22 protein-coding genes are annotated in these 15,325 nt (G+C 42.5%); 18 read left to right on the forward strand and 4 right to left on the reverse strand.

Annotated features, from left to right (window positions below; all coding sequences use genetic code 11):
- The first annotated feature begins 14 nt into the window (after positions 1-14).
- Positions 15-1,358 (forward strand): GntP family permease, encoded by a 1,344-nt coding sequence (locus tag LCL96_RS14525; protein WP_224942176.1) that lies wholly within the window; start codon positions 15-17, stop codon positions 1,356-1,358.
- 48 nt (positions 1,359-1,406) lie between these two features.
- On the opposite strand, the gene LCL96_RS14530 is transcribed toward LCL96_RS14525, so the two are convergent.
- Positions 1,407-1,733 carry a YnfA family protein gene (locus LCL96_RS14530; RefSeq protein WP_149154292.1) on the reverse strand — a complete coding sequence of 109 codons (327 nt, stop codon included), beginning with the start codon at positions 1,731-1,733 and terminating at the stop codon, positions 1,407-1,409.
- A 137-nt stretch (positions 1,734-1,870) separates the two neighbouring features.
- On the opposite strand from LCL96_RS14530, the gene LCL96_RS14535 reads away from it, so the two are divergent.
- Positions 1,871-2,239, forward strand: a complete 369-nt coding sequence (locus LCL96_RS14535; protein ID WP_224942177.1) for a YkvA family protein — start codon at positions 1,871-1,873, stop codon at positions 2,237-2,239.
- 66 nt (positions 2,240-2,305) lie between these two features.
- On the opposite strand, the gene LCL96_RS14540 is transcribed toward LCL96_RS14535, so the two are convergent.
- The 3 genes from LCL96_RS14540 to LCL96_RS14550 all read right to left on the reverse strand — a co-directional run bounded on the left by LCL96_RS14540 (position 2,306) and on the right by LCL96_RS14550 (position 3,643).
- Positions 2,306-2,977, reverse strand: a complete 672-nt coding sequence (locus LCL96_RS14540) for a DUF3885 domain-containing protein (RefSeq protein WP_224942178.1) — start codon at positions 2,975-2,977, stop codon at positions 2,306-2,308.
- 69 nt (positions 2,978-3,046) lie between these two features.
- Positions 3,047-3,445 carry a hypothetical protein gene (locus LCL96_RS14545; protein ID WP_224942179.1) on the reverse strand — a complete coding sequence of 133 codons (399 nt, stop codon included), beginning with the start codon at positions 3,443-3,445 and terminating at the stop codon, positions 3,047-3,049.
- 3 nt (positions 3,446-3,448) lie between these two features.
- Positions 3,449-3,643, reverse strand: a complete 195-nt coding sequence (locus LCL96_RS14550) for a hypothetical protein (protein ID WP_224942181.1) — start codon at positions 3,641-3,643, stop codon at positions 3,449-3,451.
- Positions 3,644-4,007: 364 nt separating this feature from the next.
- Here LCL96_RS14550 and LCL96_RS14555 point away from each other — a divergent pair, with 364 nt between their 5' ends.
- The 16 genes from LCL96_RS14555 (at position 4,008) to LCL96_RS14630 (ending at position 15,311) form a co-directional block, all read left to right on the forward strand.
- Positions 4,008-4,622, forward strand: coding sequence for an HAD-IA family hydrolase (locus LCL96_RS14555; RefSeq protein ID WP_224942182.1), 615 nt, complete (start codon positions 4,008-4,010; stop codon positions 4,620-4,622).
- Between the two features lie 399 nt (positions 4,623-5,021).
- Positions 5,022-5,663: an SDR family oxidoreductase gene (locus LCL96_RS14560; protein ID WP_224942184.1), complete on the forward strand. Its 642-nt coding sequence runs from the start codon at positions 5,022-5,024 to the stop codon at positions 5,661-5,663.
- A 53-nt stretch (positions 5,664-5,716) separates the two neighbouring features.
- A complete protein-coding gene (locus tag LCL96_RS14565; RefSeq protein WP_224942185.1) occupies positions 5,717-6,478 on the forward strand; it encodes a hypothetical protein in 762 nt (253 codons plus the stop codon).
- Entirely contained in the window at positions 6,475-7,215 is a 741-nt protein-coding gene (locus LCL96_RS14570; RefSeq protein WP_224942186.1) for a hypothetical protein, read from the forward strand. Before LCL96_RS14565 ends, LCL96_RS14570 begins: the two co-directional genes overlap by 4 nt.
- Before the next feature lie 99 nt (positions 7,216-7,314).
- Positions 7,315-7,740: a hypothetical protein gene (locus LCL96_RS14575; protein ID WP_224942187.1), complete on the forward strand. Its 426-nt coding sequence runs from the start codon at positions 7,315-7,317 to the stop codon at positions 7,738-7,740.
- 59 nt (positions 7,741-7,799) lie between these two features.
- Entirely contained in the window at positions 7,800-8,228 is a 429-nt protein-coding gene (locus LCL96_RS14580) for an NUDIX hydrolase (RefSeq protein WP_224942188.1), read from the forward strand.
- 226 nt (positions 8,229-8,454) lie between these two features.
- On the forward strand, positions 8,455-8,685 hold the full coding sequence (locus LCL96_RS14585; RefSeq protein WP_224942189.1) for a hypothetical protein: 231 nt from the start codon (positions 8,455-8,457) through the stop codon (positions 8,683-8,685).
- A 157-nt stretch (positions 8,686-8,842) separates the two neighbouring features.
- On the forward strand, positions 8,843-10,021 hold the full coding sequence (locus LCL96_RS14590) for a hypothetical protein (protein WP_224942190.1): 1,179 nt from the start codon (positions 8,843-8,845) through the stop codon (positions 10,019-10,021).
- 213 nt (positions 10,022-10,234) lie between these two features.
- The gene (locus LCL96_RS14595) at positions 10,235-10,705 is read left to right on the forward strand and encodes an S-Ena type endospore appendage (RefSeq protein WP_224942191.1); all 471 of its coding nucleotides are present in this window, start codon (positions 10,235-10,237) and stop codon (positions 10,703-10,705) included.
- Positions 10,706-11,357: 652 nt separating this feature from the next.
- Positions 11,358-11,519, forward strand: coding sequence for a hypothetical protein (locus LCL96_RS14600; RefSeq protein WP_224942192.1), 162 nt, complete (start codon positions 11,358-11,360; stop codon positions 11,517-11,519).
- 137 nt (positions 11,520-11,656) lie between these two features.
- Positions 11,657-11,884, forward strand: coding sequence for a hypothetical protein (locus tag LCL96_RS14605; RefSeq protein ID WP_224942193.1), 228 nt, complete (start codon positions 11,657-11,659; stop codon positions 11,882-11,884).
- 232 nt (positions 11,885-12,116) lie between these two features.
- Positions 12,117-12,260, forward strand: coding sequence for a hypothetical protein (locus LCL96_RS14610; RefSeq protein WP_224942195.1), 144 nt, complete (start codon positions 12,117-12,119; stop codon positions 12,258-12,260).
- Positions 12,261-12,549: 289 nt separating this feature from the next.
- Positions 12,550-12,939: a hypothetical protein gene (locus LCL96_RS14615; RefSeq protein WP_224942197.1), complete on the forward strand. Its 390-nt coding sequence runs from the start codon at positions 12,550-12,552 to the stop codon at positions 12,937-12,939.
- A gap of 88 nt (positions 12,940-13,027) precedes the next feature.
- A complete protein-coding gene (locus LCL96_RS14620) occupies positions 13,028-13,471 on the forward strand; it encodes a cell wall hydrolase (protein ID WP_224942199.1) in 444 nt (147 codons plus the stop codon).
- 280 nt (positions 13,472-13,751) lie between these two features.
- Positions 13,752-14,015, forward strand: a complete 264-nt coding sequence (locus tag LCL96_RS14625) for a CD3324 family protein (RefSeq protein ID WP_224942201.1) — start codon at positions 13,752-13,754, stop codon at positions 14,013-14,015.
- Positions 14,016-14,180: 165 nt separating this feature from the next.
- Positions 14,181-15,311 carry a serine hydrolase domain-containing protein gene (locus LCL96_RS14630; RefSeq protein WP_224942203.1) on the forward strand — a complete coding sequence of 377 codons (1,131 nt, stop codon included), beginning with the start codon at positions 14,181-14,183 and terminating at the stop codon, positions 15,309-15,311.
- The last annotated feature ends 14 nt before the right edge of the window (positions 15,312-15,325 follow it).

Raw genomic sequence — 15,325 nt, forward strand, 5'->3', positions numbered from 1 at the left:
GGGGGTAATCAGATATGGTTACAGGAAATATGTTGATTGTGATTTTCTTTCTGGCATTAGCAGCACTTTTTTTCTTGATTTTAAAGTTGAAGGTTGAACCATTCCTTTCCTTGATCGGGGTTGCATTCGCAACGGCAGTGGTCATTGGGATGCCGTTAAATGAAGTGGCGGCGACTGTAACACAAGGATTCGGGAACACCTTGACAGGTGTCGGAATCCTGATTGGACTAGGTGTCATCTTCGGACAGTTCCTTGGTGCATCAGGAGCGATTGAAAAAATTGCAGCAGCGGTACTAAAAGCTTTCGGAATCAAAAAGTCACCGGCCGGTCTTGCATTGACGGGGACGGCGGTTTCTATTCCCGTGTTCTTTGATGCAGCATTCGTCATTCTGAGTGGATTGATCAAAAGCTTATCAAAGAAAACAGGTATCTCGGTCATCTCATTTGTTACGGCACTTGGAGTTGGTTTAATCGTTTCTCATAACATGATCGCCCCTACACCAGGGCCACTTGTAGTGGCGGAAAATACAGGGTCAGATCTTGGTTTATTCATTCTTTACGGAATTATTGTGGCCATCCCAGCTACACTAGTCGGTGGATATATCTACGGGCTATTCATAGGAAAGCGTATTAATCACTCAGGTGCCATCGAAGAAGTAGCAGTAAGCTTAGAGGATGCTCCCAAAAAGGAAATCAGCACAGGCTTAAGTTTCTTCATGTTGGCACTTCCTATCGGACTTATCCTGATCAACACTATTTCTCAGTTGCTCATTCCGGATACGGGTCTTGCGAGTATATTAGGATTTATCGGCGACAAGAACATTGCACTGTTCATAAGTGTGGTGGTAGCAATCATTCTGCTTGCCCCATACATCTCTGTTCCCAACAACAGATTGTACTCAGAAGCAATCAACTCAGCCGGGATCATCATACTGGTGACAGGTGCCGGTGGGGCATTTGGAGCAGTGATTAATAAGAGTGGTATCGGCGATTATTTAATCACAACGATGCAAAGCTGGAGTATCCCGGTACTATTACTGGCATTTATCTTCTCCCAAATCCTGCGTGCGTCACTCGGTTCAGCGACCGTTGCCTTGGTGACAACATCCAGTATTCTCGGGCCAATGGCAGTGGAACTTGGAGTTTCCCCAATATTACTGGGGCTAGCCATTTGTGCCGGTGGAATCGGGCTTTCTCTCCCGAATGACTCGGGGTTCTGGGTTGTAAATAGATTCGGAAAATTGACTGTCGTTCAGACATTGAAAGCGTGGACGCTTGGTGGTTTCATTGCCGGCTTGACAGCGATAACGACGGTTTTGATTTTGAGCTTGTTCTCAGGGATACTTCCGGGATTGTAAGAGCTGTAGATATAAGGTCCGTCTCTCAGAATTCTGAGAGACGGCTTTTTACTGCCTCGGCCCAAGTAGCATCACACCAACCCCAACCAGACAAATCCCGGCCCCGACCCAGTCATACACATCCGGTGTTTTCTTATCGATTCCCCATCCCCATAGAACGGACAGGACAATGAACACCCCGCCGTAAGCGGCGTAGACACGTCCAAAGGAAGGGAAGGACTGGAATGTAGCAATGACGCCGTAGAGAGCCAGGGCGATTCCGCCGGCCAGTCCCCAATAGGAAGGCTTGCCTTCCCGAAGCCATAGCCAGATGAGATAGCCCCCTCCGATTTCGGCAATTCCGGCTAAGATGAACAATATGATGGCATTGAGCATGCTGATCACTCCTTACATAGGTTTATGTAGTTGAATTATAACGTAAATCCGCATGTGCAAACATTTGTCTATTTCCACCAAACCTTCTACAATGAAAGGAACAAGAGCTGTTCACTGATAACGGAGGTGGAAATGAAATGGACAACACGGAAAAGCATTTTTCAGAGGAAAAGTTTTGGGATAAGCTGAAGAGGTATGGTGTGAAGGCAGGTCATTCCGTCGTGTATACGGCACTGCTCCTTTATTTTGTCCTGCAGAAGCCAGATGTTCCAAAGAAGTCGAAGATGGTCATCATCGGGGCACTCGGATATTTCATCCTTCCGACAGATTTCATTCCGGATATGGCAGTCGGGATAGGCTTTACAGATGACCTTGGAGCCCTCGGTCTCGCTTTAATACAGGTTTCCATGTATATCGATGATGAAGTGAAAGCGAAAGCCAAGGCGAAGCTGAGTGACTGGTTCGGTGATGATGTGGATACGTCAGAGGTGGATGGGAAGTTGTAGATCCTCATGTATAAATGATAAGCGCATGGATTTGTTGAGTTTTCATTCTTCAAACCCTGCGCCTTTTTATTGAGCATTCATCATGTTCTCAATCCGCTGCCGGTCATAATCCAATATCCAATCATTACGATCGTTGTATAGGGAACGTATGTCTTCTTTATCCGAGGCAATGATATCACACCCACGATCATCGTATAGATGGTAAATGATCTTTCTTGTAACATTCACAAAGTATATTTCTAATCCCGCGTGTTGAAAACCTTTTAACAGTTGAGTTGGATGTGTGAAGTCCTCGTAAGAAATCGCCATGAGGAGCTGTTGATAGCGGATATCCCTTTTTTGACATGGCAGGATGAACCGATGCGTGACCATGTTGTCATCCTCTTCATCATCGACATGTTGGAAGACCCATGGGAGAAGCTTGTATTGAAGCTTGTAGAGAGTATCCTTATGCCTGATGTATTTCTGATACACCTTTGTGGGTCTCTTCTCAAGGAAGCGGTCTTCCTCCACGGTGTTGACGTCCGTTATCAGAAGGATATCATCGGAATCATGGAATACGTGGTCGAATAGACTAGTCGTTCGCTCCTTTATTTGCTTCAGGTTTTCTTTGTTTATATGTTCCTCTCCAGGCATGGAGATTTCAAAGCGCAGACCAAATTCAGACGAGTAGAAAAGGGGTGGACGAAGGATTAGACCGTTAAAGTAGCTCTGCATAAAGTTGGTTAAGTTTTGCATACAAGACTCCTATTTAACTAATCTTTACTAAAAGTAATGGAATGGATCGTTCGTATTTAAAGATGTTCTTCACCACCCAAAAAAGAAATAAGCCAGCATAAAATACACAACAAACCCCGTTTCAAGAAGTAACACTAAGAGATCCCACTTGCTCTTCCGGAACGTCTCCTCATCTTGAATCCCGATGATCAGTCTTAAGACCAACAGGAGGAACCCGAAGATTTTGGCATAGAGGTTGTGAAGGACAAAAGCGGCGATGATATAAATAAGTCCTTTGAAAATAAAGGTGCCAATCAGGATTCCAACTGTTAATCGTAACTGACTGATGGGCATGAGGGCACCTGAATCCTGGAGTTCTATATATTTATTTTTATTCGATCGATATCTGAAAATCAACTCGACATTATTGATTAATAGAATGGCACACCAGACTAAAATCAGTGTTTCTTCTACTGTCATCCCGAACAACTATCATTCCCCCTTGAACGTATCGTCGTTTAGATTCTCATCCCCTTGTGGATCTTTGATTCCATGTTTTTCTTCAAGATAGCGCCCGATGACCGAGTTGTTGATTCCGTCCCGTACGGCTCGTTCTACTATAATATAGAAGATAAAGAGAAACACGATAAGGACAATTACACTTACAAAGATAATAAAGAGTTCCATGTCACTCACCTCCCTTGGTACATTTGTTTTTATTCAATCCACTCATTGAAAACAGTAGTAAACCTAAAAGGGCATAAGAAATAAGGAGACGACGGACTGGTTGAATTTGATAAATATATATAGGATGAGGAAACCCAATTGCGGTAGTGTTCTTGAAAAAAGAATGATTCCTGCGAAAGACAGGATGGCGGAGCTTATAAGAAAAACCGTTTGCTGTGGGTGGATCATGGATATCCTCCTTGGTTGTTCTTTACAGTATTTTAGCATAAATTTCCTATTTTGTATGAATTCTCTTGCATGATGGACGAAGATAACAGTCCTTGTGGTAAAATAAGGATAGTTTACATAAGAAGGGGGAATGGACATGTACAAACATATCATATGGGATTTCGACGGGACGCTTTTTGATACATATCCCGTCATGGCGGGAAGCTTCAAGGAAACCCTTGAAAAGGATGGAATTGATGAACCGTTAGAGGAAATCATGAAACATATGAAGGTATCAATGACAGATGCTTTCAATCACTACGGAGAGAAGTACGGAATCGGTAACGATTTTATCGAAGCCTATGATTCTCGCAGAAAAGAAGTCGAATTTGATTTGTCCAAGCCCTTTGAAGGAATGATGGAGCTTTGTAAGTATATTCATGAAACGGGCAGACGGAATTATCTGTACACCCACAGGGGAGAGTCTTCTATGAAAATGTTGGAGGATTTCGGGATGACTGGCTACTTCTCTGACTTCATCACCTCAGAGCATGGATTTGAGAGAAAGCCCAGTCCAGATGCCATTCAGCATTTGATCCGAACACATGGTATCAACCAGTCGGAAGCGATCATGATTGGAGACAGGGATTTGGACCTGGAATCAGGGAAGAATGCGGGGATCAGTTCCTGCTACTTTACGGATAGAATGGTAGAGAATCCTCATGCTGATTATGTGGTGACGAGTGTGGAGGAGTTGTATAGGATTATTTAAAGATTGGACTATTGAGGGACGGACCTTAATAGTCTTTTTTTGTGGGTATTTTTGGTAATAGACGCATAAAACAAAAAAATGACGCAAATATGGTGGAAAACGACTCAATAAATTAAAAAACGACGCAAATACTCAGAAAATGACGCAATAAATAAAAAAACGACGCAAATCCCGTGCGACGCTCCTTTCTAAACATATATCCGCTACTCAAAAGTCTATGATTCTTTCTTTTTTGTAGAAATCTTCCCACTCGCACTAAGATAAGCACTCACTCCGTTTTAAATCTCTCCATTTCGGATACATTATATGAGCACACACCAAACAGATGATTTGTCATCAACCGGCCAAACATGTGATGATGAATTCATACTAAAATTATCGGAATAAGGAGATGAGAGGATGAACGTAGCAGTTGTTGGAGCAAATGGACAAATCGGGAAGCAAGTGATCGGACTCTTGAAGCGCAGCGAGCATACGCCGAGAGCAATTGTGAGGAAGGAAGAGCAGGTGCCGTCTTTTGAACAGGAAGGCGTGGAGGCTGAACTGGTTGATTTGGAGGGAACGGTTGACCAGATCGCAAATGGATTGAAAGGCGCAGATGCTGTTGTCTTCACTGCAGGATCTGGTGGTAGCACAGGTTCAGACAAGACGCTTCTCATCGATCTTGACGGAGCGGTGAAAACGATGGAGGCCGCAAAGCAGGCCGGAATCGAACGTTTTGTGATGGTAAGTGCCCTGCAGGCTCATCACCGTGAGAATTGGAACGATTCCCTGAAGCCGTATTATGTAGCGAAGCATTTTGCCGATCGTGCACTGGTGGACAGCGGGCTCACCTACACCATTATCCGTCCAGGCGGACTGCTGAATGAAGAAGGAACGGGGAAAGTATCAGCCGCTGAAAATCTGGAACGAGGTTCGATCCCCCGTGAAGATGTGGCGAGTACGATCGTGGCATCGTTAACGGAAGCGAGCACATTCAATAAGGGATTCGATCTTATTTCAGGAAGTACAGGAATAGAAGAGGCTGTTCAAAACGTATAAATAAAATGAAGGAATGATCATCATTCGATGGTCATTCTTTTTTTGTCCGCGATATGGATATAGATGGTAAAATAGGAAGACATATAGAAAAAGGGGGAGATCCTATCGTCAACATCGATGTTTCGTTTAATATCGTAGCCTTTATCATATCCATCATTGAATGGACTTTGATCGGCTATCTCGCCTATAGAGTATATAGAAGGCTCAGAACAAAGCCGAAGGTGTGGAAAGTGTTATTCGCCATTTTGATTGGTTTGTTTTCGTTTACCATCAACATGGAATGGTTTCATACATTTGTGAAAATCCCGATTTTACCACTCGGTGTATGGATTCTCTATGGTGTGCTGAGAAGTAAGGAAGGGCGATGGGACACGTATCGCCGGTTTTCCTGGATCGGATTCCTGGCCAATTTCATTTTCCTGGCAGGAACCTTACTTACCATCCCAGTTCATTCATTTATCTATCCTGAAAATGAACTATCCACCTACATAACAAGGGCCAAAGACGCTTCCATTAACGTCATTCATCCATCTGGAGAGGGACGGACCTTGGACCAGGAGAAACTGATGAAGCAACTTACTGAGATGAAACAGGTCGAATTCGATAGTCAGGTGTGGTACGGAGAGATGAACGGCCGTAATAACAAGTCTGAACGTTTTCCATATCAGTTGATCGGTACTAATCCTAAATGGGGAAGCGGACTGGAATCTGACATTTATTTGGAAGACGACGGGAAAGGCATTCTGATTTCCACCTGGAAGACTCAGTACTATTTCCGCATGCCTCACACAGTGCTAGAGGAGGTGGGCCGATGAAGAAGAAAAGGATCCCTTTTCTAGTTGTTGGAGTGCTGGTAGTAGGATTACTGGCAGTTTACTGGTTGTATATGGAAACAGATTCGCTTCCGCAAGACGAAGATCTTCTTTCCGGTATTAATTCAACCGTGCAGAATGTTCAGGCAATCGAGATCCAGGATTTTATAAAGGTTGATAGCCGGCACGGGGTAGCTCCATTTCGCTCGGACTCAGGTGGTTACGGCATAAGCTATTGGAAGAGGAATATAACAGGATGGAAGGTTAAGCGTATCCGGACCAATGGGGAGCCTAAAGTGTGGATGGTAGATAAAGATGATCCTTCGAGCTTTCGTATTGTCTGGAATATGGCACCTGGAAATCATATTCAAACCCTTCAATTTTACTTCATGAGAGATAGGGGATTCTCGATCAGCGGTGGTCAGCAGCATTATGTCCCCAGTATTCTGATGAATTCGGAGGTCTCCATGAAAGGAACATCATATGGGATGATGAAGCTTCCGAAAGAATGGGTATATGCCATGAAATTATCAAACGGAAGTGAAGGCCAGGCCGATTCTTTTTGGGATGAGTTCGATTTAGGGATGTTTTCGACATTCGGCTGGATTCCCCTCGCGGCTAATGGCAAGGAAGCCGACTTGATGGAACATATGAACAGCTACGGTTACACAAATGGAAATTTTCATGAAGAGCATATGCAAAGGCTTAGTAAGGAACAGCTGGAACAGGGAATATATTAGTCTATTAAAAAAGGATGATCCACTACCGGGTCATTCTTTTTTAGTTGAGAATATGGTTTGGATTTGAAATAATTGGTAGTAGAAGATAGGTGAACTTAAATGAACCATTTTATAAAAATAAATGTGCTCAGCATAATCTATGCCCTTATGATCCTCATCCCTGTAGAGCTCATGGTGAATGTATACAGATTAACGAGGCTGACGGGCTTTGAAATGGATACAGTCCAGAATGTAAGTGGGTTCATGACTGGAGTGGTCGTCATCCTAGGGACAGTCATCATACATTTTCTCACCAAGAAGTGGATGGTGGGACGAAAGGCTGCCTATTGGACGTCGGTACTTTGGTTTCCGTACTTTCTCCTCTCTGCTTTTATCATCGCCTTTTTATTTCCGGTGACAAACGGAGGCGATGCCCCGAATCCGGCAACAGGTTTAGTGATGATCGGAGCACTGGTGTCGTATCCTTTTTATGTGCTGGTTATGAACTTTTTGAGCTTGGAAGAGGACAGAATACAAGTTGAATAGGGATATAATCAGTATGTGATGAAACCGTGTATGAGAAAGTAGAGAATGAAGGTGAATCAATGAAAATGGTCTTCGGAGAAATGATTCCAGGTTTGAACTATCGAAAAAGAAAAGGTGTCTATGCCATTGCCTTTCATCATGAAAAGGATCAAGTGCTGGTGGTGAGAAACGATACGGGGCACTATTTTTTGCCGGGTGGCGGCATGGAAGGTGATGAAAGTCAGGTGGAGTGCCTGGAAAGGGAGCTGATGGAGGAAACGGGTTACCGTGGAACGATTGGCTCTTACGTAGGAAATGCGATGCGCTATTTTCTTACAAGGAAAGAAGAGCCCCTCCTGAGTGACGCCTTCTTTTATCAGGTTGAGCTGAACGAAAAGGTGCAGGAGCAAAGTGAACATGTCACAGAGTGGATTGATTTGGAGGAGGCGAGTCAGCTTCTTTTCCACGAACACCATGATTGGGCGGTAAAAAAAGCGATAGACATGTAGGGGGGCGTAAAGAGCTACGTTATGGATTTGAGAAAGATAGTCGGATCCACTCCATTGATTCTGCCCTGGAGCCGTTATCCTTATCATAAATGAAGAAAAGGACTCCTTCAGCACAGACGGGACGGTGCATGGGGATTGCAGGGCGGCCTGATGGAGTTGGGAGAAAGCCTGGAGGAGACGGAGAGGAGAAAACGGGACTTGAAATCGGGGTATGGAGCTTGTGGGGATGTGCTCAGGTCCTGAATACTATCTGCAACTGCCAAATGGGGATGAGATTTATTCCGTAACGGCGGTTTACGTGACATCCCATGCGATTGGATCGATGAATATGGATGAAACGGAATCGATTGATCTTCGGTATTTTAAGCTGAATGATCTGCCTGAAGGATTGAATGAAGCGAATCGACATTATATTGAAGCGTATATTGGACGGTTAGAAAAATCAAAATCTACTTAAGTAAACATTTGATGGAGCTGCTCATAGGAATGGGCAGTTTTTTTATTGTTCCCCTAAATCGGATGTGTCTTGGTAAAAAAATCTCCTAGCATGGTCTGTTTGTCCATACAATCAAATTCTTATTTTCATATGCTATTACAGAAAGGCGGTGACATTTATGAGCTATTCCGATAATGATAGCTATGGATATTGTAAGGGGTGCTTTAAACAACATCAATTTTGTACGTGTCAGGGTAAGGAAGAGGAAGTGGAGCACACCGACCAAACATTTTCTGAGAATAATCCTCAATGCCAATCCATTGGGGAACAGGAGCAGGAGCAAAAGCAGGAACAAGGCGGTTTAGAGCAGGAACAAGGACCTCAAATACAGGGGCAAAACCAAGATGGGCAAAAACAGGGCCCTCAAACGCAAGAGCAGGGGAATCAATCACAGGGTCCTCAAGCACAGAACCAAAATGAAATTCAGGTACAAAACCAGGATCAAGATCAAACAGAAGACCAGGACCAAAACCAGGGCCCTCAATTACAAGCTCAACGACATGGTGACCAAACCATGACCAATGACCAGAGCATTTCAACCCCAGTGGATGTGGATGGAGTCACTATGGATGTAAAATGTGGTGATTGTAAGCCTATAATTATCATCGATGATGACTTCTTTGAGAAACAGAAAAATAATAAGCGTGGCAAACGAGGGGGTGAAGGCATGGAAAACTGCAATGGCAATGGTTGTGCAAAGGATTGCGATTGTTGTGTACAGAACCTTGCAGGCTTATTAAAAGAAGTCCAGGCATTTCAATCTACGATAACAACCGCGGACGAAAAAGCCATTGATATCTATTTTAGTACGATGAATGGTTTAACGAACCCAACAACCGGACAAGTAATCAATCAGGTTGTAGATTGTTCGGTTCTTAGGTTCAGACCTGCTACACAGGATACGATTGCGCCTAATACAGCTGTGCAATTATGTGATGTTGCAGGTATTTGCGCAACAGATACTGTAGAAACCCCTGATGTGTTTGAATTTCTGCTTGATAAGGCAAATGAAGTGGAAAGCACCGATGACGACTGTAAAAAGAAGAAATCGTGTACCTGTCCTTGCTGTGCTACGGGTATTGGAGAAGAGTTAAGGTGTACAGCTAATTACGGACTCTTGCTGGATGTTTATGTTAAGGGATATACTCCCGTAACCCCCTTATCACTCTATGTGCTGACAGTCAAAGACTGCCTGGTGTATTTTGTCGACAGCCTAACAGATCCAAATGAAATATGCGTGTTTTCTTCATGCGCAATCAGCGGGTTTACAGTCGTTAGTCAAACGATAGGAGGATAACAAGAAGAAGATTGACTGTCTTCAATTGTAGTCAAATTGGATGTTTGTATTAGTGAAATTGCCTGTACACGAAAGACCATGAAACATATATTGATAGGGAAGCCAAAAACCAAGACTCAAGGAGGAAATAATGTGATGATCTATCAATCCGAAGGAAACCACTGTGGTTGTAAGGAAAAATGTACATGTAACATGAAAAAGGAAAATGCTCCAGTGCACCATTGTGTGTATGAGAAATGTGATATGCCCAAAAAGAAATGGTACGAGGAAAAGGAAGCATGTCCTGATCGCGTGAAAGGGTACAATTTATGTAAAAAGAGAAATGAATTAAGATGCTTTAAGCAGTGTCAGCCGATTTCGCAGCCGTGTAGTGATGCAACGGCTCCAGAGTACTTTAACTACTTTACTAGCAGAACGAACTTTGAATTTAGTGGATTAGTAGTCGTTAGCAATACAGGGAACCCTACCAGCGGTTGTTCAATGCTGGTCCGTGTGACAGATAGAGTCGGTACGAATACTGTTGCAGAAGTCAACCCAGGAGCATCGATTCCAATTTTTGTCGAAGGATTAATTGCTCTTGAAATTGCATGTGTTGAAGGTGATGTAGTTCTTCCTGTACCGGCAACTTGTAGTGGAGAAATCATCTTTGACCTAGAATACTGTGCTACAAGAACTTGTCTATAAGAAAAACGTAATGAGAATAACATTCCTCAAATCACGATAATCCCCTCGCCTAAAAAGCAATGTAAACAGCAATGAAAGCCGTTCATTATCCCTTTCCAATAAATTCATATTTATGAGATAAAAGAATCCTTGTCTGATTTTTTAGATGGGGATTCTTTGTTTAGATACAGAGAGCAACAGAATATAATCCAGTCTCCATAATAGGGGATTTAGGTATTAAAACCAATATAAATACCTAAATTGGGCGTTTACCCTGATTCATTCGCCTTTTCCAACCATGCCCTTCTACATATCATAGTAGTAGCTTGAATGAGGGGATAGGGAGGAGGCTTTTGTATGGTTTCTAAAAAAGAATCCTGTGGATGTAACGGTTCAAAGCGATGCAGTCACTGCCGAAGAAGCAAAGAACAACCCAAAGTGTATATTAATCGAGTAGAATCTCATGGAAAATCAGAACGTGTGTTTAAACTTCATGAAAAGAAATGTTGCAAACATCACGAAAAGCACACATGCTGTCATGAGGATTGTGTAAAAGAATGCAAATGCGAACATCATATAACAAAGACGTGCACATGTTGTGTTTGTATGAAGCACAAAAGCCCATGTTCGACATGTGAAAAAGAAATATGTATATGCGAGCATGTGGTGAAGCATGAATGTAAATCGGAAGAATGCATGGGTGAGTGCGATTCTTGTAAAAGACATACCATCATATGTGATTGTGAAGAGCTGGAAGAGAAATGTGAACCAAGTCCAAAGCAATGCCCACCGGAAATTAAAGGATTTGATTTTTGTAGAAAAAAAGAGGAAATAAAGTGTTTCAAGCATTGTGCACCGATTTCACAGCCGTGTGATTGTCATAGCTATAATCATTTTACCAGCAAAGCAAATCTTGAATTTAGCGGCTTGGTTGTGGTAAAAAATACAGGAAATCCAACAAGTGGATGCTCCATGAAGGTTTGTGTGACAGATAGATGCGGTCCTGAGTTCGTTGCTACAGTGAATCCGGGATCATCGGTCCCTATCTTTGTTGAGGGATTGATCTCACTTGATATCTCGTGTTTTAAAAACGTAACGGATCTCGCTGGAGCAGGAATATGCAACGGCGAAGTCATCTTTGATCTAGAATATTGCACCACAACGTATATTGCAATGCCTCATAAAGACGATTGCTGTTAGGGTAAAATGACAAAAGTACTGATTAAGAAACGAATACCCCTCCGAAAATCCTGGGCAGGATCTCCGTAGGGGTATTTCATCAGTAAGGAGAAATAATCTCAGGTGATAAAACCACATATTTCCAGAGGTGTGATATAATAATTCTGAAAAATCACACATTTAATATACTTATTTTTGGATTCATTGTCACTTGGTTGTTAGGTACTAAACAAGTTAATAGGAGGTATTGAGGATGGGATTGTTTATCGGGATCGTAGTATTCTTAGGCCTTGCCGGGGCGCTCGGCAGAAGGACTTTACGGGGAAGCAAAGAAGAACAGCTGCAGGAATTGGAAAGGGTGAAGTCGAGTAGTAATGGGTTTGGGGGAGGCTCGTAAGAAGAATGGTTTTTTAAATCTTAGGTTTTGGACAGGGTGATTGTCATTTTAGCTGATGGTGTAATCTAAACTGGTAAAAGTAGGGTAGAGAGCCAGGGGTTCCTGAAAAAATTTGCAGTGGGGACTTTTGCATGGGGAGGCAAAAAGTATGATGTTCACCTTCATAAAGACAAATCTGTGGAGATCTTTCGAAACAGGGATGGTTCCACTGAGAGAACGGTCTTTCTTACTGAAGAGGCAGGGAAGTTTTTAGAGATGATGACAGGCGGGAAGATGGAGAGGTAAGTTCATGAAAAAAGGAGTCATTCTTTTAACCTTCTTCTTGGGGTTAGGTTTCTTTTATTATATGACTATAGGTTTTAAAGTGGATGATGAAGACATTTCTCTTGAGGAAGCACCTGAGACAATCCGGAAAGAGATTCATGAAAATACAGAACTGAAAGGCTTTCGAGTTTTTCAAGAAGGGTCACATACCTACGTTTATTACAAAAGCAATGACATGAGAAATGACTATATAACTACGAGCCTTGATATGAGGTGGAAAGCCGGAAGCATGGTGGTAACGGCAAGGGTGAATTATGCGGTGGATGATAGTGCGATTAGTTATGAACGGCTGATAAAGATGGATCATAGGTCAGAAAAAGCGATCATATTTAAAGAAAAAATCATGTCACAGTAAGTACCGAATGCTTATCCCAATTCTCTTTATCGAATAATTCCTGACATGAAACCCGGCATTTTTCATAAAATATCCTGAGGTGAGTAAAATGCCAAGAGTCAAATACACCGATGCTGATGTGGCCTTGATGGCGAGGATGATGAGAGCGGAAGCAGAAGGCGAAGGGAAGCAAGGGATGTTGTACGTTGGCAATGTTATCGTGAACCGTGCGAAAGCGGACTGTCTGGATTTCAAGGATGTAAGAAGCATTCGTCAAGTCATCTTCCAGGTCCAGGGCGGGAATTACTCCTTTGAAGCGGTTCAAAAAGGGAATTTATTCTATAACAGAGCAAGATCTGTCGAGAAAAAGTTAGCTAAGCAGAATCTGGATTACTGGGCCCAGCACCCGGCAAAGTATTCCCTGTGGTATTTCAATCCTTATGCTCCATGTCCCTCGACATGGTACGGACAGCCGTTTGCGGGGCAATTCAAGAATCATTGTTACTATGAACCAGCGGCAGGGACTTGTGCAAGTGTGTATACGGGCGGGTGAGGATGATGAGAACTTCCTGGTTGTAATCGGGTGGTTCTTTTTTATTTATTTTCCACTGACCAATGATGAAGAAGGAATTTTATCTCCACCTGTTGAAACTGTATGATGTACCAAAAAATAGTATTTATTTTAAATTATAAACAAATCGTGTTAAAGAGGTGTTTCCATGAGAGAACCATTTACTTCCTGATAGCAAGGGTTGCTATTAGTCGATAACATTAAATCATTTAGGTAGCAGTCTTTGCTAATTTCTTATTTCAATATAAGGAGGAGCAAAGATATGGGATACAAAAAAGCGGATCAAGTCCTTCCCGATGAACTGATCAATAAGATTCAGGATTATATAGACGGTGAATGCCTTTATATTCCCGTTAAAAAGGGAAAGAGACGTTCATGGGGGGCAAGAAACGGTACTAAGAAAAAATTGAACGAAAGAAATCGGAAAATCGTTCATCAATATACACTTGGGGAGTCTATCTCCGACCTAGCAGTAAGGTATTGTCTCTCAAAGAAAAGCATAGAACACATTGTGTATAATGCGTAAGAAGACTTTCAAATAGCAAATCATACACTGCGTAGCTCTAACCAGAGTTACGCAGTTTTTATGTCCTAAAGATTTCTTCGAATGGTTTATTAGGTGGATTGAATTGTTGTACTAGAATAAGATTTTAATAAGAAGAAGCTTTCTAGAATCAAAAAGGAGACAAATATGAATCAAATAAAAGACAAACTGGACCACATAACAGATTTTATCAATCAGATTATGAATGATCAAAACGGAACCGGATTAAGCGTTGCAATCGTAAAAGGCTCTGACATCATCTACTCCAGAGGGTTTGGCTACTCACAGGTTCAACCTATGAACCAACCGATGGATGGAGATACTAAGATGAGTATCCAAAGTATTTCAAAGAATTTCATGGCCCTTTCCATCATGCAGCTTGTAGAAGAGAACCTGGTTTCATTGGATGATCCCGTTGTTCAATATCTGCCATACTTCAGAACGAAAGATAAGCAACAAAGTGATAGGATCACGATACGGCATCTTTTATCCCATACGGCGGGCTTTCCTTCAGAATTGGGGATTGCCAATATGACAGCTCCGAATGTGAGAGACATATTTTCCGACACTCCTACTGAATTTCAAGAAGCATTAGACCACTATGATCTTACAGAAGAAGAGATTGATAGTGTGAAAACGAGAGAGGATGTAACGAGGTGGTTCCAAAAGGTGGAGTTGGAGTATCCGGTAGGGCAGGGGTGGAATTATTGCACCGATGCGTATGTGATTCTGGCAGATTTATTCCAAAAGGTTACAGGGGAAGAGTGGGAATCACATCTTGAAGATAAAATTCTTTCTCCCTTACATATGTATCGGACAACGAGTGACTCAAAGAATGTTGAAGAAGATGCAAACAGTGCCAGGTATTACTTAGGTGAGGAGAAGGTCGAAACGCCATTTCCAAAAAATGCTCTATCTGCTCCGATAGGTTATTTATACTCTACAGCCAATGATTTAGGGAGGTATGTAGCGTTTCATCTTTCGAAAGAGTCGGATGTATTACGGACAGATTTAATTGAAGAAATGCAACAACCTGTTCATCTTGTCAGTGAAGAATGGCGGTTTGGGAGTGAAGTGAGAAGTTATGGGCTTGCATGGTTTACGGACACGTATAGAGGTCTTCGGGTTGTCGAACATGGAGGCGGTCAAATGGCTGTCAGATCCCTCATGACGATGGTACCCGAACTCGACTTGGGAATAGTGGTTTTGCTCAACTTTGACGGGACTACCCATCATGATGTGTGTGATAAGATCATCGATACTTTCTTGGATAGCTAATATGTAAATGGTGA

Origin of the sequence: Rossellomorea aquimaris (genome assembly GCF_020172085.1) — a bacterium.
Taxonomy (GTDB): Bacteria; Bacillota; Bacilli; order Bacillales; family Bacillaceae_B; genus Rossellomorea; species Rossellomorea aquimaris_E.